The organism is Gammaproteobacteria bacterium, assembly GCA_015709635.1.
Classification (GTDB): Bacteria; Pseudomonadota; Gammaproteobacteria; order Burkholderiales; family Nitrosomonadaceae; genus Nitrosomonas.
On sequence record CP054180.1, the window covers coordinates 65,156 to 82,766 of the forward strand.

Annotated in this window: 18 protein-coding genes; 9 read left to right on the forward strand and 9 right to left on the reverse strand. The window is 47.9% G+C overall.

Translation table 11 applies throughout. The features are described 5' to 3' along the window. Position 1: 1 nt before the first annotated feature. The 8 genes from gmhB to HRU78_00330 all read left to right on the forward strand — a co-directional run bounded on the left by gmhB (position 2) and on the right by HRU78_00330 (position 6,233). Positions 2-541, forward strand: a complete 540-nt coding sequence (gmhB, locus tag HRU78_00295; protein ID QOJ22273.1) for a D-glycero-beta-D-manno-heptose 1,7-bisphosphate 7-phosphatase — start codon at positions 2-4, stop codon at positions 539-541. A gap of 2 nt (positions 542-543) precedes the next feature. Then, positions 544-1,269 carry a 1-acyl-sn-glycerol-3-phosphate acyltransferase gene (locus HRU78_00300; protein ID QOJ22274.1) on the forward strand — a complete coding sequence of 242 codons (726 nt, stop codon included), beginning with the start codon at positions 544-546 and terminating at the stop codon, positions 1,267-1,269. A 2-nt stretch (positions 1,270-1,271) separates the two neighbouring features. After that, positions 1,272-1,961 carry a M48 family metallopeptidase gene (locus tag HRU78_00305; GenBank protein ID QOJ22275.1) on the forward strand — a complete coding sequence of 230 codons (690 nt, stop codon included), beginning with the start codon at positions 1,272-1,274 and terminating at the stop codon, positions 1,959-1,961. A gap of 152 nt (positions 1,962-2,113) precedes the next feature. Next, a complete protein-coding gene (locus tag HRU78_00310) occupies positions 2,114-2,764 on the forward strand; it encodes a hypothetical protein (GenBank protein ID QOJ22276.1) in 651 nt (216 codons plus the stop codon). Positions 2,765-2,906: 142 nt separating this feature from the next. Then, the gene (locus HRU78_00315; protein QOJ22277.1) at positions 2,907-3,332 is read left to right on the forward strand and encodes an Hsp20/alpha crystallin family protein; all 426 of its coding nucleotides are present in this window, start codon (positions 2,907-2,909) and stop codon (positions 3,330-3,332) included. A 185-nt stretch (positions 3,333-3,517) separates the two neighbouring features. Next, positions 3,518-5,443, forward strand: a complete 1,926-nt coding sequence (locus tag HRU78_00320; protein QOJ22278.1) for an ATP-binding cassette domain-containing protein — start codon at positions 3,518-3,520, stop codon at positions 5,441-5,443. A gap of 106 nt (positions 5,444-5,549) precedes the next feature. Continuing rightward, the gene (locus HRU78_00325; GenBank protein QOJ22279.1) at positions 5,550-5,876 is read left to right on the forward strand and encodes a cytochrome c; all 327 of its coding nucleotides are present in this window, start codon (positions 5,550-5,552) and stop codon (positions 5,874-5,876) included. Positions 5,877-5,903: 27 nt separating this feature from the next. After that, the gene (locus HRU78_00330; protein QOJ22280.1) at positions 5,904-6,233 is read left to right on the forward strand and encodes a cytochrome c; all 330 of its coding nucleotides are present in this window, start codon (positions 5,904-5,906) and stop codon (positions 6,231-6,233) included. 70 nt (positions 6,234-6,303) lie between these two features. On the opposite strand, the gene HRU78_00335 is transcribed toward HRU78_00330, so the two are convergent. From HRU78_00335 to HRU78_00360, 6 genes are read right to left on the reverse strand one after another with little or no spacing between them, the layout of a single operon-like run. Beyond that, positions 6,304-6,741 carry a DUF1841 family protein gene (locus HRU78_00335; GenBank protein ID QOJ22281.1) on the reverse strand — a complete coding sequence of 146 codons (438 nt, stop codon included), beginning with the start codon at positions 6,739-6,741 and terminating at the stop codon, positions 6,304-6,306. Positions 6,742-6,757: 16 nt separating this feature from the next. Beyond that, the gene (gene nth, locus HRU78_00340) at positions 6,758-7,390 is read right to left on the reverse strand and encodes an endonuclease III (GenBank protein ID QOJ22282.1); all 633 of its coding nucleotides are present in this window, start codon (positions 7,388-7,390) and stop codon (positions 6,758-6,760) included. Then, positions 7,377-8,039: an RnfABCDGE type electron transport complex subunit B gene (locus HRU78_00345; protein QOJ22283.1), complete on the reverse strand. Its 663-nt coding sequence runs from the start codon at positions 8,037-8,039 to the stop codon at positions 7,377-7,379. The genes nth and HRU78_00345 overlap by 14 nt, the downstream gene beginning before the upstream one ends. 13 nt (positions 8,040-8,052) lie before the next feature. Then, positions 8,053-9,075 (reverse strand): quinone-dependent dihydroorotate dehydrogenase, encoded by a 1,023-nt coding sequence (locus tag HRU78_00350; protein QOJ22284.1) that lies wholly within the window; start codon positions 9,073-9,075, stop codon positions 8,053-8,055. A 42-nt stretch (positions 9,076-9,117) separates the two neighbouring features. Beyond that, on the reverse strand, positions 9,118-9,825 hold the full coding sequence (locus HRU78_00355) for an arginyltransferase (GenBank protein ID QOJ22285.1): 708 nt from the start codon (positions 9,823-9,825) through the stop codon (positions 9,118-9,120). Between the two features lie 12 nt (positions 9,826-9,837). Next, a complete protein-coding gene (locus tag HRU78_00360; protein ID QOJ22286.1) occupies positions 9,838-10,524 on the reverse strand; it encodes a leucyl/phenylalanyl-tRNA--protein transferase in 687 nt (228 codons plus the stop codon). 313 nt (positions 10,525-10,837) lie between these two features. Between HRU78_00360 and HRU78_00365 the strand changes: the two genes are divergently transcribed. Next, positions 10,838-11,761 carry a porin family protein gene (locus tag HRU78_00365; GenBank protein ID QOJ24842.1) on the forward strand — a complete coding sequence of 308 codons (924 nt, stop codon included), beginning with the start codon at positions 10,838-10,840 and terminating at the stop codon, positions 11,759-11,761. Positions 11,762-12,082: 321 nt separating this feature from the next. Here HRU78_00365 and HRU78_00370 read toward each other — a convergent pair whose 3' ends face one another. The 3 genes from HRU78_00370 to HRU78_00380 form a co-directional block, all read right to left on the reverse strand. After that, positions 12,083-14,791, reverse strand: coding sequence for a multicopper oxidase domain-containing protein (locus HRU78_00370; protein ID QOJ24843.1), 2,709 nt, complete (start codon positions 14,789-14,791; stop codon positions 12,083-12,085). A 76-nt stretch (positions 14,792-14,867) separates the two neighbouring features. After that, entirely contained in the window at positions 14,868-15,863 is a 996-nt protein-coding gene (locus HRU78_00375) for a multicopper oxidase domain-containing protein (protein ID QOJ22287.1), read from the reverse strand. A gap of 392 nt (positions 15,864-16,255) precedes the next feature. Continuing rightward, on the reverse strand, positions 16,256-16,987 hold the full coding sequence (locus tag HRU78_00380; GenBank protein ID QOJ22288.1) for a response regulator transcription factor: 732 nt from the start codon (positions 16,985-16,987) through the stop codon (positions 16,256-16,258). Between the last annotated feature and the right edge of the window lie 624 nt (positions 16,988-17,611).

Genomic DNA, 17,611 nt, shown 5'->3' on the forward strand with positions numbered 1-17,611 from the left:
TATGAAGCTGATCATCCTCGACCAAACCGGCGTCATTAACGAGAGCAGCGACACGTTCATCAAAACCCCGGACGAATGGATTGCGATTCCCGGTAGCCTGGAGGCGATTGCGCGCTTGACACATGCCGGGTATCGCGTGGTGATTGCCACCAATCAGTCGGGCATCGGGCGCGGCTTGCTCGACATGGCGACTTATAACGCCATCAACGACAAAATGTACAAAGCGGTCAATCATGCGGGCGGGCGTATCGATGCGATATTTTTCTGCCCGCATACCAGCGCGGATAAATGCAATTGCCGCAAACCGGCGACCGGTTTGTTCGACGAAATCATGCAGCGCTACGGTGTTAATTTGAAAAATGTTCCGGTTGTCGGCGATTCGTTGAAGGATTTGCAGGCTGCCGCCGCAGTTGGCGCGATACCGGCGCTGGTGCTGACCGGTAACGGGGAAACGACGCGCGCGGCCAAGGAAATTCCCGCGTATACGCAGATTTTTGCCAATCTGGCGGCTGTCGCCGGCGCACTGGTTGGAGAAGAATAAGCGTGGCATTTTTCCGCTCAGCGTTGTACATGCTGCTGCAAATCATCATCACGCCGCCGTATGCGCTGCTGACGCTGGCGTGCTTTCCGCTATCACCGCATAACCGCTACCACGTGACGTCGAGTTGGACGCGCATCATGCTGTTCCTGCTGCGTAACCTGTGCGGTTTGCGCTACCGCATCATCGGTGCGGAGAATATTCCGCAAACCCCGAGCATCGTGCTTTCCAAGCACCAATCGGCGTGGGAGACGCTGGCGTTTCAGGAAATCTTTCCGCCGCAAGTGTGGGTGTTGAAAAAAGAACTGTTGCGCATCCCGTTTTTCGGTTGGGGCTTGGCGATGACCAGCCCGATCGCGATCGACCGCAGCACCAAGAAAAAAGCCTTGGAACAAATCGTCGAACAAGGCAAAGACCGGCTCAAACTAGGCTTTTGGATCGTGGTGTTCCCGGAAGGCACGCGCATTCCGCCGGGACAGCGCGGTAAATACCGCATCGGCGGCGCGTGGCTGGCGACGCATACCAACGTGCCGGTGGTGCCGGTCGCGCATAACGCCGGGGAATTCTGGGGCAGAAATTCTTTCATCAAACATCCCGGCACGATCACCGTCAGCATCGGTCAGCCGATCGATCCCACCGGCATGGAAGCCGGTGAACTGAACGCGCAGGTTGAAACCTGGATCGAGACTGAAATGCTGCGCATCAGCCGGAACAGCTCACAACAATCCTAGCCGTGCCGACACAAACCGCCACGCTCAACGGTCAAACCATCAGCTATACCCTAACACGCAGCCGGCGCCGATCGATCGGCCTGCAAATCAGCCAGCATGGCCTGCGCATCAGCGCGCCGTTGCACACGCCACTGGCCCATATCGATAGCGTTTTGCAGCAAAAAGCCGGATGGATCACGAAGAAGCTCGCGCAATGGCAGGACAAAAAAAGCTTGGTGCTTGACTGGTCATTGGATGCCGTCTATCCGCTGCTCGGCGAACCGTGGCATATCACATTGAAACCTTCAGGAGAAATCGCCATGGCGCGATCATCCGGCCAGGAATTACCGCAACCGCTCGCCATCGAACTCACACCCCGCCAAATCGAAATCTTCGTGATGAGCTGGTATCAACAGCAAGCCATTACCTGCTTCCAGCAGCGCATCGAACTTTATGCACCGAAATTGGCAGTCCCCACTCCGCCCTTCCGCCTCTCCCAAGCCAAAACCCGCTGGGGTAGCTGCAACAGCCGCGGCATCATCAGCCTCAACTGGCGCCTGATCCAACTACCACTGCATTTGGTGGATTATGTTGTCGTGCACGAATTGGCGCATTTGATCGAAATGAATCACTCGAAAGCATTTTGGGAGGTTGTGGAGTTTCTTTGCCCTACTTATAAAATAGCACGTAGGATACTTAAGGAATATGGCTAATGGAATTTAGTAGGAATGTTACATTCACCGCGATAGTGAAATGAAATTTCACATGTTACTTTCCGGAAACAGCGATGCCTGATTTACTCTATTCCCTTCTCAACAAAATGATATGATTTGCCCCTGAATATGAACCCATTGCTGGAGAAATCATGCGTAACTCTGAACCCGAATCTGGTTTTAATTTCAACCTGATCATGCCGATCGCCATGCTGGCGGTTTTATTAATTGTGCCTTTTTCGTTCAATGCGCTGATGCATATGCTGATGTCCAAAAAACACGCCAATCCGGTGATCATGAAGTTGCCGGTGGATAGCACCGCAATCACGATTCCATCAACTGCGAAGCAATACGAAAGCTTTGAGGTGACACTTAATCTGGAGACGAAACATCTGGCCAAGTTTGTCAACGAGATTGTCGCGACGGCATCCGAAGGAACCGGGATTCAAGGAATCAACGGTGTCGTATCGCCCAACATGAAAGCTGAAGTTGTCGGTGATGGTTTTGAAATTGACAGGCTGGGACCGCAGGAACCGTTGTCGGGTTACAACGGTGCATCAAGCTGGCGCTGGCGCGTGACACCGCAATCGTCCGGAGAGCAGGAGTTGAGATTCCAGTTGCATTTATTGACACAAAATAATGTGCAGACGGGCACGAAGGTATTGGGCCTTGCCGAAGCGCATGTTTCCGTGCAGTCGAATACGATGGAGTGGATCAAGCGTAACGGACTCTTAGTCACTGTGCTGCTATCCGCACTGGCTGCGGTTCTGTACGGATTGCGGCGGCGCTATGTACGGTCATGACGGTGTCGCATTTTAAAAGCCGGGTAGTTTCTCGGACCGCTTGAAAAAATAATAGATGATCCTTATATTGCATTTGAAAGTGTATTTCTTGTAACTGTGATTTACGCAATGTACTTTTTTAATCGATAAGGAGAAATTGAGTATGGCTATTACACGTTATGAACCTTGGGGTCTGTTGAGTCAGCTGCAAAGAGAACTGGATCGAAGCGTTGCGGAAGGTTCGACCGCAACCGCCGAATGGGCGCCGGCTGTGGATATTAAGGAAGAAGCGGATAAATTTGTCATTCATGCGGATATTCCCGGTGTTAAACCGGAAGAAATCGATATCAGCATGGAAGATGGCGTGCTGACCATCAAAGGCGAGAAAAAATCGGAAAGCAAGACTGAGAAGGAAGGCTATAAACGGGTGGAGCGCACCTATGGCTCTTTCTACCGGCGCTTCAGTTTGCCGGATACCGCCAATGCCGAGGCGATTTCCGCATCGTCAAAACACGGCGTGCTGGAAGTGGTGATACCGAAGCGTGAAGCGGTGCAACCGAAGAAAATCAATGTAACCTCGGCGGAGTGATTGAAATAAGCTGCATCGCAGTATGACGATCAAAATGGAGCCTGCGGGCTCCATTTTTATTCATGCCCTGTTTTTGCCAAGCAGGGGAAAGCATGACACAATGACTTCCCTTGATTTTTGCCAAATTCAGAAACAAAAAATCGATTAGTCCCGCAAACTGTTTCATTCAAACTTAGAATTCCCTGATGCCGCTTATTACACTGGAAAATGCCTGTTTGGCCTTTGGTCATCATGCCTTGCTCGATCATGCCGATTTACAATTGGATCCGGGTGAGCGCGTCGGGTTGATCGGCAGAAACGGTGGCGGTAAATCAAGCTTGCTGCGCGCGTTGGCCGGTGAGCTCAAGCTCGATGACGGCAAGCTGTGGCGCGCACCCAACGTCAAACTGGCCTATGTCGCGCAAGAACCGTTGTTAAATCCATCGAACACGGTATACCAGGAAGTTTCCACCGGTTTGGGCAATATCAGCAGGATTTTGCAGGATTACCATGCCATCTCACACGCTTTGGGTGAAGCGCCGGAAAACACCGATGTGCTGTTGGTTCGCATGCAAGATCTGCAAGCCGCTTTGGAAGTGGAAGATGGATGGAATCTGCAGGCCAAGATAGAAACGGTGATCGATAAGCTGAATCTGCCCGCGGATACATTGATCGAGCATCTTTCCGGCGGTTTGAAGAAACGTGTCGCACTGGCACGCGCACTGGTGATTTCGCCGGATGTGCTGTTGCTGGACGAGCCGACCAATCATCTGGATTTTTCTTCGATCGAGTGGCTGGAAAGTTTGTTGCGGGATTTTCCCGGCAGCGTGTTGTTTATCACGCATGACCGGCGTTTTCTCGATCATGTCGCAACCCGGATAGTCGAGTTGGATCGCGGCCAATTGCAGTCATTTGCTGGAAAATTCACTGATTATCAACGTAAGAAAGCGGAAATGCTCGAAGTCGAGGCGATCCATAACCAGAAATTCGATAAATTCCTGGCACAAGAGGAAGTCTGGATACGCAAAGGTGTCGAAGCGCGGCGCACGCGCAATGAAGGCAGGGTTCGCAGACTGGAAGCATTGCGGCTGGAACGCGCGGCGCGGCGGGACAAAACTGGAAAAGCGAATATCAATCTCGATGCCGGAGAGCGCTCGGGGAAATTGGTTGCCGAGCTGGAGCATGTCAGCAAACGCTACGGCGACAAAGTGATCATCAACGATTTCTCCTGCCGCATCATGCGTGGTGACCGGGTGGGATTATTGGGGCCCAACGGCGCTGGCAAGTCGACTTTGTTGAAATTGATCTTGGGTGAAATACAGCCGGATTCGGGCACCATTCAGCAAGGAACCAAGTTATCAGTGGCTTATTTCGACCAAATGCGCGAACAGCTCGATGAAGAAATGATTTTGACTGATACCATCAGTCCGGGTTCCGATTTTGTCGAGATCAACGGCAAGCGCAAGCATGTCATCAGTTATTTGGAGGATTTCCTGTTTCCTCCGGAACGCGCCCGTTCTCCGGTCAAATCGTTGTCGGGTGGTGAACGGAATCGTTTGCTGCTGGCACGATTGTTTACCCGCCCTGCCAATGTATTGGTGCTGGACGAACCCACCAACGATCTGGATATCGAGACGCTGGAATTGCTGGAAGCCTTGCTGCAAGACTATGCCGGTACATTGTTTCTGGTCAGCCACGACCGCGAATTTCTGGATAATGTCGTCACTCAAGTAATTGCATTTGAAGGAAATGGAAAATTATGTGAATATATTGGCGGTTATGAAGATTGGATACGTGCAAAACAGTTTGAAGATAATATCGGTCAGCAGAAAATATTATCGAAGCAGTCAGAAACTTCACCAACCAGCAGTTCCAAAGCGCCAAGGTTTCCTCGGGTTAAAAAACTGAGTTACCAGGAAGCGCGCGAGCTGGAAACATTACCCAGTAAAATCGATGTGTTGGAACAAGAACAGGCAAATATTACTTTGCGCTTGAGTCAACCGGCGATTTACCGCGATTATCCGGATGAAGCAAAAGCATTACAAACTCGCATTACTGTGATTGAAAAAGAATTGATAGATTGCTTTGCAAGATGGGAAGAATTAGAATCGAAAACGGCTGAGAAATCGTAGCTCCGATGACAATTTCCATATAAACAACATGGACATACTTGCACTTATTCATTGACCAAATCGGGCGCATCGTTTAAAGTTCAACTTTTGAGAGAAGGAGGCTTACATGAAACAAAAATTGATTATGAATTTATTACTTGCCTTGGGTATGCTTATGGCGTTTTCAGGGGTGACTCAAGCGGCTGGAGATGCAGCAGCAGCAAAAGATAAGTTGTCAATGTGTGAAGGTTGTCACGGGATTCCAGGCTATAAAACAGCTTTCCCCAGCGCATATAGTGTTCCAAAGCTTGGCGGACAACATGCGGATTATATCGTTAAGGCATTGGAAGGCTACAAAAATGGCACACGTAGCCACCCTACCATGACAAGCTTAGCTAAAACATTATCGCAACAAGATATGGAAGATTTTGCTGCATACTATTCTAAAAATTAATTGAGTCATTTACGCAAGGAAAGAATTATGAAGAATTATGTAATTGCTGCATTAAGTGGCGCGGCTTTGATACTCTCCGGCCAGTTGATGGCTGCTGACCTCGACGCAGGTAAAAGTAAAGCAGCGGAAGTTTGTGCTTCCTGTCACGGTGCTGACGGTAATAGCCCTGCACCTAATTTCCCCAAAATCGGTGGGCAATATAGAACATATTTAGAAAAAGTGCTGAATGATTACAAATCCGGCAACAGAAAAGATCCTGTTATGGCAGGAATGGCTGCTAATCTGACACCAGCAGATATTGAGAATCTGGCTTTTTACTATTCCAGTCAGTCAGGTAATCTGAATTCAAACAAATAATATTTTTATTTGAATCAATAACGAATTAAGAACGGGATAAACACAAATAATAGTGTTTATCCCGTTTTCATTAATTTATTGAATCCAACTGTCTATCCAGACAGGAAAAATAGATATCGGCATCCGGCGCGGATTGCGTGCGTTGCGCTTGCCATATCATTTCCGCCAAACATTCCATCATCCGATGAGTGGCTGCGTGTTCGTCTCCAGCGTTCTGTCGCAATCGTGTAAACCGTTCGCAAATACCTTTCGGTTGATCAATGGATAATTGCTCCTTGATTGCAACATGCATGCTCATATGCAGAAATGGATTGATATTCCCCATCTCAGGTAAATAATCCTTATCCTGATGGCGTTCCGGGTCGCCGAGAATGTCGTGGTATTCCGGGTGCGACAAAATTACCTCGAGTGCGATTGTTTCGATACCGGATAATATTTCCCGCTGGCGGTATTTGCGCCAAGTTTCAAAAAATAACTGCCGCACTTGTTCTCTCGATGGTTTAAACATGATGATGTGATGGAAGCTAAATATTTTTATCTTTAAATTCACATAAGTGATTTATTTTACAAATTGCACAAGCCGGTTTTCTTGCTTTGCAGACGTAGCGGCCGTGAAGAATCAGCCAATGGTGCGCATCGTGCCGGAATTCTTTCGGTACCACTTTCAATAGTTTCAATTCTACCTCGAGTACATTTTTCCCAGGTGCGATGCCGGTGCGATTGGCGACCCGGAAAATATGCGTATCGACCGCGATTGTCGGTTCGCCGAATGCGGTGTTCAGAATGACGTTCGCGGTTTTGCGTCCGACACCGGGCAATTTTTCCAGTTGTTCGCGCGTGCGGGGTACTTCGCTGTAATGCTGCTGTATCAGCAATTGACACGTCGCCAAGATATTCTTTGCTTTGGTTTTATATAACCCGATGCTTTTGATGAATTCAGCCAAACCCGTTTCACCCAGTGCAAGAATCGTTTCCGGTGTATTCGCTTGAGGAAATAATCGCTGTGTTGCCCGATTCACGCCTTTGTCGGTCGCCTGCGCCGAAAGAATGACCGCGATCAGCAGTTCAAAAGGGGAGTTGTACTCCAGCTCGGTCGTCGGATGCGGATTGGCTGATTTCAGGCAGGCAAAAATTTCATGGCGCTTAGCTGCGTTCATGTGGTTTTACCGGTGAATAAGGATGGGTTCGCGCTATCGCGGCGCGCTGGATTGCGGCTTGAACGATCGCTTTCTTACGCTCATCCGCTGATGTCAGGCTTTTTTCTGCTTGCACGACGGGTTTATGCTTAGATCCCGCCTTGCCGGCTTGTTTTTCCCGCTCCAAGCGCAGCAAGCGGAATTGGTGGCGGGTGCGCGCGTTATCGGCCATTTGTTTCTTATCATCACCTTTTTTTTCACCGGTGGGTACCAAGCTGATGCAATCCATCGGGCAAGGTGCGATGCATAATTCGCAGCCGGTGCACTCCGCGGCGATAACGGTGTGCATTTGTTTGCCGGTTCCGACGATAGCATCGACCGGACAAACCCGGGAACAGAACGTGCAACCGATACACAATTCCTCGTCAATCCGGGCAACCATCATAGCGGAACGGGGAGAGCCATGCGCTGTATTCAGCGGTTTGGGCGGTACTCCTAATAATTGCGCCAACTTATCAATGCCTTCTTGATCGCCGGGCGAACATTGATTGATATCCGCGCGGCCTTCCGCAATCGCTTGCGCATAAGGCCTGCATCCGGAAAAACCGCATTTTCCGCATTGTGTTTGCGGTAACAGTGCATCGATTGCTTCTATTAGCAACTCATTCATTTTTAATTGATTCTTATTTTTTTTGCTCGATGCAAACGGCTCGAATAATTTCCTTAATCAAATCCGGGCCGTGATAAATCAGGCCGGTATATAACTGTACCAAGTTTGCGCCGGCCGATAGCTTGTCTTGCGCATCGTGTACCGACATGATGCCGCCGACGCCGATAATCGGCATCGCACCTTGCAATACGTGATGCAATTGCTGGATGACCGCCGTGGCGCGTTGTGTTAACGGTGCGCCGCTCAATCCGCCGTTTTCCTGGGCTGCCGGCAAGTGCTCGATGCCTGCTCGGGTGATCGTAGTGTTGGTAGCGATTACGCCGTCGATGCGATGTTTCATCAGCAGCGCGGCGATCGATTCGATTTGCATTTCGTCAAGATCAGGCGCGATTTTGACTACCATCGGCACATATTTTCCATGAATTTGCGCCAGTTTTGCTTGTTCGGATTTTAATCGATCGAGTAACTGATCGAGCGCATCGGCGGCTTGCAGCTGCCGCAAATTTTGTGTGTTCGGCGACGAAATATTGACTGTCACATAACTGGCATGCCGGTAAACTTTTTGTAAACCGATCAGGTAGTCGTCTACTGCTTTTTCCAGCGGGGTATCGAAATTCTTGCCGATATTGATGCCCAGTATGCCCCCATAAGTTGAGCGTTTGACGTTCTCAACCAATTGATCCACGCCATGATTATTAAAACCGAGGCGATTAATAATCGCGTGTGCTTCGGGAATGCGAAAAATGCGTGGAGACGGATTGCCCGGTTGTGGGCGCGGTGTGACGGTACCGATTTCAATAAAGCCGAATCCGAGCGCGGCCAGCGCATCCAGATATTCACCATTTTTATCCAATCCGGCAGCAAGGCCGACCGGATTGGGAAAATTCAACGCCATGACATTGCGCGACCGGCAGGGAATTGAAACGATTTTTAATATGCCGAGTTTTCTGGCTTGCTCGATTGCGCGGAAAGTGACGCGATGCGCGGATTCAGGATCGAGCTTGAAAAGCAGCGGACGCAGGAGTGTGTAAAGCATGCCGGAATTTTATCTGGAACGGGTTGCCATGATAGATTGATTTTACGCAGTGATGTTGTTATCCAGCACGATCCATTGATTGTTTATCAAGACTTCGAGCGGCTGAAAATTGGCTTTATAGCGCATTTTCCGGTTTTCTTTAATCCAATAGCCCAAATAGAGGTAGTCCAAATCAAGCTTCCGGCACTGCTCGATCTGCCACAAGATGTTGTAAGTGCCGAAGCTTGCGTGCACAACTCCGGCATCGTAAAAAGTATAGACCGAGGAAAGTCCATCCGGCAGCAAATCGATGATACTGACCATGCGCAACTGTTCATCTTCATGAAACTCGATCAATTTCGAATTCACATGGCTTTGCAACAGAAAATTGTGATACTGCTCGCGGCAGTCGTTATCCATACCGCCGCCAAAATGACGCTTGGTCTGATAGCGTTGATAGAGCGCGTAATGCGCCGGTTTGTAATGCAGCGGATGCACAGAGGCGGTTAAATGCTGATGTTGTTTCCAGGCGCGGCGCTGCGCGCGCTTGGGCACGAAAGCTTTTACATCAACCCGTACCGAAACGCAGGCGTGACAATGCTCACAACAGGGGCGGTAAGTGTAATGGCCGCTGCGGCGAAAGCCCGCCTGCACCAATTGCCCGTAAGCTTGCGCATCGATGAGATGCTCCGGTGTAACGACCTCGGAGCAAGCCAGTTTATCGGGCAAATAGCTGCACGAATAAGGATTGGTGGTATGAAATTTAAGCACAGGTATCTTCAATTATTCGATCAACGTGCGAACAAAGTTCCATTTTTCCCCTGGTTCGATTCCGGTTATTAAAGCATCGAGTCTTTGGCTGAATTCCGTTCTTGAAATTTCCCGCGCACCCAATGACGCCAAATGACTGGTTTTGACCTGACAATCGATCATGCCATATTCCCAGTATTGTAGCTGCTTTACCAGGTGCACGAAGGCGATTTTTGAGGCATCCGGCTGGCGTGAAAACATCGATTCGCCAAAAAACATTTTCCCCAGTGACACACCATAAAGTCCACCCGCAAGCTCACCATTGACCCAGGTTTCCACCGAGTGCGCCAGTCCCATGTCGTGAAGAGCACTGTAAGCTTCAATCATTTGCGGGTGTATCCAAGTTCCTGCCTGTCCTTTGCGCGGTGCGGCGCAAGCTTCCATCACTTGAGTAAAACTATGGTCCGTACAAATTTGGTAATGATCTTTTTTGAGTGTTTTGTGCAACGACCGGGAAATTTTCAGTTCATCGGGAAACAGCACCATCCGCGGATCCGGACTCCACCACAGGATCGGATCGTTCTCATTGAACCAAGGGAAAATGCCTTTGTGATAAGCCGCCAGCAAGCGTTGCGGTGAAAGATCGCCCCCCACGGCCAATAATCCGTTAGGTTCGGTAAGTGCATTCTCTACGGGTGGAAACAGTGTCAAAGAACTCATTCTGGCGATTAATTTTCTATCTATCTAATTGATCAATGATTTTATCAAGCCCGTCACTTAGGGAAATATGTGTCATTTGTACCGAAAAAGATACCTTGGTAGGGGTAATTGCATGATAAATATCCTATTATTTATGGATAAATGCCCTGTTTTATGAGATTGTTTGAAATGAATATCTCGCCCGCAAGCAGCGGGATATTCACTGCGTTCTTCAATCAAGTTGACGCAGATCAATGCTGCTGCAAATCTTTTTTTTTATGCTGTGACAGTTTTGAAGTCAGCTAAAAAAAACCAAACCTCTAAGGAGAATTATATGAAGTATTTTTTGCAAAAGGAAAAATTAGCCCTCAATTTTATTGCCGGTTCGCTTTTGACCGCTTTTACATTGGCTGCACCTCAAGTTGTGGCTGCTGATGCAGCGGCTGAACGTATCAGGCTTCTAGAGCAAAGACTGCAAGCCATTCAATCGGAACTGGAAAAAGTAAAATCCGAATCTTCTCAAGCGGTGCAAAAGGTAAACACGATTGAACAAACCACCAATCAGACAGTACAGAAAGTTAATGATCTTGAAGATAGAAAAGCCGCATTTGTAGAACGGGTTGACCCGATAACGAAACGTATCGGTGTCGATGTGACTGAAAAAACCCGCATGTTGTTCTTCCGTGGCGGCTTTGCACATATGATGAATCATCGCAACGGGGTTACCATACAAAGTGATGTCTTGCCCATAGGAGCTCAGGATCAAGCCGATAAGCAAGGCTGGTATGCGGGTGCGGGTATAGATTGGGCATTAACCAGAGATGTATGGGGTTTTATGCCAAAAACCACCGTCTTTGCTGAATTAATGTTTGAATATAAACAGTTTGGTTCTCATGTGTTGGGTAACGGTGCTGTCGGTAATGTACCCAGTATGTTAGCAGGCGGTGCGCTGAATCCGATTAATGTAACCGTCAGTCAATTTACGGTATCAGCATCACCTAAAGTCAAATTCTTTGAAGGTTCAAAATTGAGACCTTGGGTTATTCCTGCTGGTTTTGCCGTTCATGTAATGAGTCCACCCTCTGAGTCCATTACTTACATAGTGCCTGGCGTTCAGTTTGGTGCCGGTGTTGATTACAACATCTGGAAAGATTTCTTCATTGGCATTGATGGCCGCTATCAATTAACCGCCGGTAAAGCGGACGGTGTCAATTTGAGTGGTATGACCGCCGGTGGTTATATCGGTATCGGGTTTTAAGGAACTCTTGAAAGAAAGAGAATGAGTTAACACTATGATTAGTATCCCTTTATAATTTTTCGACCACTCTTGCTCGTTGACCGCCAGAAGAGTATGAATGCGGAACGAAGCCTTGGCACCTCACTATTCGTTTAGTGAGGTGTTTTTTTATGAACATTTCTACAGATATGTTCGGAAAACTGACCGATGCTCAATTTCAATTCGATCAAGCGGGTGAAAAGCGCGCTTTTGGATTTGTAATTCCATTACACAATCTTTCCGCTGCATTTTTTTGACTGATAAAAACGCAACTGCCAGCTTTGCTGGCAGTTGCGTTTCCGATTAATGCCCTACAGGATTTTTCTGTGCGGCTGTGAGGCCGACTTTCCATGCTTCCGGCAGGTTTTGCACCCAACCGTTATAGACATTAGGAATCGCCAATACACCTTGGCCGCCGAATCCAGGCAAGCGACTAACCGTATCATCGATTGCTGTAGTGGTTCCGTCGGCTACGAGAGGAACATACCCAGCGATCGTAGCATCGCTAATGTTGCCATCACCATTCGGATCCGTATCGACTACGATAAGCCGGTTGGAGAATTTGCTCGTGACATAAGCGTAGTATCCGCCACCTTTTTTAGCACCGAAGTTTGCGCCATGACAACCGGGATCGCATTCCAACATTGCGGCGATGGTATCGGTTGCGGTATCAACGACCACGATTTGCCCGCCCATTGAAGCAATGACCATAGACTTGCCGTCCGGAGCAACTGGTGTCTGAATCGGCAATACGCCGACGGCAATTTTTCCATTTCCGTCATTGTCCGCGAAGGTGCCATCAATTGGATTATAGTCAGCAATGAGATTGACGGTTTTCAGCAAATTGCCCGTTCCATCCAGCACGCTCAGAGTGTGATGCAGCAGATTGGTCGCATAAATTTTGCTTGAATCCGGCATCATACCGATAGCAACCGGGTGCGCACCTGGCACATTGTTTCCTGTGGGGGTTCTGGCTTCAATACCACCCTTGCTGCCGTAAATCCCGACATCACCGGTGCTGATATTCGGCGTTACGATCTTGCTGCCGTCCGCGCTGATCCAATGTCCGTGCGGATGAGCCGTGCTTTGTCCGGCGGCTTGCGTAGGCAGCGCCTTGAAGACATAATCGGTGCCGGCCGACATCATCATGATGCTATCTTCGCCGTTGTTCGCGATCGTGACATCGTCCGTGGACGGTAATGTCATCACATGAGAAGGCGAATACCCCACCTGGATGTTTTTGATCAATTTACCATTGGCCCGATTAACCAGGGTTAACTTGTTATCAAACCATTGAGTCTGATAAACGACCGATTGATCCCGGTTGGTCCACATATTATGCGGGTTATTCATGTTGATCTCGGGTAATGCGATCTTGCGTTTAACAGTCCAGTTTGCCGTATCGACTACTGAAATGGTGCCTGGTTTATATTTTCCGGTGGTTTTTTCGAACTGCGTATCAACCCATACTTCACCTACGCCGGGCACTGTTGGTTTAGAGCCGAACGCAATCGGTTGGTTACTATTTAAAACTGCTGATAACGGTGCCGCCAATCCGCCGCTGGCGATATTGCCAAAAGGTGCGCCGGAGATTCTGACCGGCAGGGTTGGAAACTTCACGCTCCAATGTCCGGTTGAATAATCTTGCCAATTGTCCGGTGCAGTGGCGATAAAAAATGTTTTCAGCAAGCGAACTGCCAGATCAGAGCTAGTTGGTAGCCCTTTGATGCCGGTCACCAGATCGATTTTATAATCGGCGTCCGGGTTACCTAAATCAAGACCTTCGGTATTAGGATCGTCGACGATGATTGCGGCAAACATAAACGGATGCACTTTACAGGTAAAGACATACAGGCCCGGTGTGTCGAGTTTGACAATACCGCCGCCCCGGTAAGCAGTGGTTTGGTTGAAAGGCATGTGAGCCGCTCCTGAAGGCCAGAGCAGAGAGCTTATGGTGTGCACAGCATTGGTGTCCGACATGACAAAATTTACGCTGCTGCCTGGAGACATAACTTCCAAAGATTTGGTTTTAATATCGTAGGGTAGTCCGACGATAGCATCTCCACGCGCACTTCTAAACCAGCTGGCAGGTTCATCGCTGACTTCAAATGTCACCAAACCGGGTTCGTCTTTAGGACCAAGCAGAATCCGTCCGTAGGGCGATGCGCCGACGACGCTTGCGCCGCTGCCGCCGGCCGGCGCTACTTTGAAGCTGCCGTGCATACCGGCTTCCATGTGTGAAACCAGGTGACAGTGATATTGCCAATCGCCCGCGCCAACACCGCTACCCGCTTTGACTGTGAAGGTATGAGTATCGGTACCGTCTTGCAGTAATTTGACGTCGATGGTCGCATTGGTTCCGGTTTTAAGCCAGCGGTGCGCGTGCAAATGGAAAGTATGGCCGGGTCCTACCGATAAAATATGAAAACGGACGATGTCGTTTTCTACTGCGCCAGGATTCGGATTTGCCCACAACGGTTTTTGCGTTGCGCCATCGCCGGAGATCTCGGTGCCCCAGAAGGTTGAGCCAACCATGAACAGCACAAATTGCTTATCGATGTCCGCATGCGAAACTGGGACGATCGCACCATTGTCGTCGACGAATTTATCGACTGGGCCGCTGGCGGGATCGACGATCAGTGCACCGAACAAGCCGAGCATTTCCTTGCCATTGCCATGATAAACAAACGTGCCGGATTTATTGGCATGAAAAGTATAGTTTTGCGTTTGCCCTGGCAGTGCGTTCGCAGTGCCTTTGCCCTTATCTTGCAAGCCGGGCACGCTAAAGCCGACCGCAACCGCTGTGTTGTTGGTCAGCGTTACATTGATCGTGTCGCCTTGTCTTACAAACAAAGCCGGACCCGGAACGACAGCTTCCGCGTCACTACCCAAGGCATAAGCTAGCTGGCCGTTCGGCAGGGTTTTGGCTGTAACATTAAAACTTTGCATCGCCGAAAATGCCGCCGGAGAAGCCAACACAGTAATGGCAATCAGCATTACAGCTGTCAGCATCGGAAATGGATTTTTAATCCAAGAAATCTTTTTATTCATAGTGTCTTTTTCCTTATCAGGTATGTTTTTCAATTACCTACTTGATGATAAATTGACCGGCCATACCCATCAGTTTGTTGGAGAAGTTGTTATCAACGTATTGCGTGCTGCTTTTAGCCTTGACGGTAAATACGTGCTTCTCGAGCGGGCCGATCGCAGCCTGATCGATAAGGTTTTGAGTGCCCGGATCGAACCATTTATAGCCGTTTAATGAAAAATTGTGGATATCGGTACCCAATGCAATCAGATGAAATCTGACATTACTGTTTTTTTCAGCGGATAATGATGGATTAACACCATGTTTCGATTGCTGTTTGCTTGCGCCATCGATTTCCATACCCCAGAAAGCATCATCGCCAAGATAAAGCACATATTCCTTGGCGTAACCGGCCGAATGGGCGGGATTAACGATGATGGCGCCAAATAGACCTTTGGTTTCGGCTCCGTTATGGGTTTCGAAATTGTGATCGTGATAGGCCCAGGTGCCTGCCGTTCCGGGTGCTACATTCCACTTGTATTCGTAGGTGGCGTGCGAAGCTTCCAGACCGTCGCCTGAGCCTTCGTCGTCGTGATTGTTAATCACTTTGAGTGTGCCGTCGCTCAGTATGTCGTAGTGAACGCCATGCACATGCACGCTGACTTGTTTGCTGGGAGTCCTAGGTGAGCTTGTGTAGGCGCCCGGAATTGCGTTTTCCAGCGTTATATGAACAACATCGCCTTCGGTCAGCACGATTGTTGGTCCGGGAATGGTCGCATCGGGACTGTAGCGATCGGTGATGTCCGCACCATCAACTATGTGGCTTAGCATTTTGTAAGCCATCAATTTGTTGCCGAACCCGTCGTTGCGCGTTTCTTCCGCTGTTAAACGTATGATGTGATTGGCCGCAGAACTCTCCACCATAGGTAAAAACGACATGGCGGATACAAGACAGATTGCAGCAAGCGATTGTTTTAACAAAGCGCTATTTGACATTGCTGGGGAATCCTCGGGGAATTCCTTGGCATGCCACAGTTGATTGGATTGAAACATCATTATAAACACCCTCCTTTGTGTGAAAAAGTGCAGTACAAATGGAAAAGTCATAAGAAACATCCGGCCATTGAATGCCGGTAACTTACGATTTTTTTGTGATGCACGATTGGGTCAATAGATCGCGGAAGTTGATGATCGCTTTCTATTTATTATTAATGCAGGCGGGAGTCTATCAAATCTATTTTCTGTTAAATAGATGTCATTTGTCCTTAATTGTCGATAAAGTTATGCTATTTTTCATTATCATGAGATAAAATATCCCAAATATTTTTGTGATGCAGGACTGGTTCAATAAATTGCAGAAATTGATGATCGCTCTCGATCCGTTGTCATGCGGAGGGTTTGTCAAATTTATTTGTTATTAGATAGATATCATTTGTTTTAAAGGTTGGTTATTTTTCGTTATCTTGGGGGATGAATGTCCCGAGCAGATAAGATTCTTTGAAATAGTTATACATGGGGGCTTTCAGGCATAGCTCGATTTGTTTTTTGACGCCTATTTTTCTATATATAACCGATAATTGATTGCGCACTGTTTTTTCCGTAACGAGCAGCTGTGCGCTGATTTCTTTCGCCGATAAGCCTTTGCATGCCAAGTAGGCGATATGACGCTCACTATCACTTAACTTAGGTTGCTGCTGTGATGCGCGTCCTTCCGCCGCTATTTCCGTAGTGGGTAAATGGGAACCGAACTGTGCTTGCCACAGCAGTTTGGTCACGTTGCGATCAAACCAAATTTGCCCTGCATGAATGGCATAGATGGCTTTCAGCAACAAATCGGAAGAATGGTGCTTGCTGATGATGCCCATTGCTCCGGAACGGAAGGTTTGCAGATGTGTTTGCTCGCTGTTTTGGTGAGAAAAAGCCAGCACCTTGCTGTGCGGACAGGTGCGTAGCAATTTGGCGATATGTTCCGCATAGTTGCCGCCGCTCAGTTGCAGGTCCATAAGAACGACATCCGGCTTGTGATGCATCGCTAATTTGAATAAGTCTTCGATTGAGCTGGCCTCGGCGACAAGACGAATTGCCGAATGATTCTCGAACAGTGAGCGCAAGCCCATGCGAACAAGCTCAAAACTTTCCGCCACCAAGAGGCGTATTTTTACGTGAGACTCCACAACCATGTTTTTAGTATTTTAATAAAGTTGTATAAAACCCTTGGTAGGAAGGGTTGAATTATTCACGGAGCCCGATCAGAAGCTGTTGTCATCTTGCATTCATGCAAGAATTATTATGTATAAATAGATTATCAAGATTAATTATTCTATCTATTTAATTTGGCGTAAATTTTATCAAATCTACATTTTGATAAATAGAGGGTATTTATCCCGAAGAAGTGTCATTTTTGAAATTTTCTCTGACAAAATATCCCGATTCAGTAGGATTATTTGAAGAATTTGAACTGAGATTTCTTGCACGTTAAATTTAGCACGACATTCTATGAAGGGGTCCGACCGGTTAATTGTTTAAAAAGATGCAGATTGACAGTGCTATTTGCTAGTGCTGGTAGGGGATTGTTAATTGAGGTTGCAAAAATTCCGGATGACATAAAAAATTTTCATACTGAAATATGAATATGATGTCAGAATTTATGAAATATAGTTGATAATTATTACTATAGTAATAATATTATAACTATTTGAATATAAAATATTTGCCATTAATTTTGGCAGTGGGAATTTTTGTAAAGCAAGAAATTTGCAAAAATAAGCAATATCCTTATTGCAATAAGGATATTTTGTAGACAG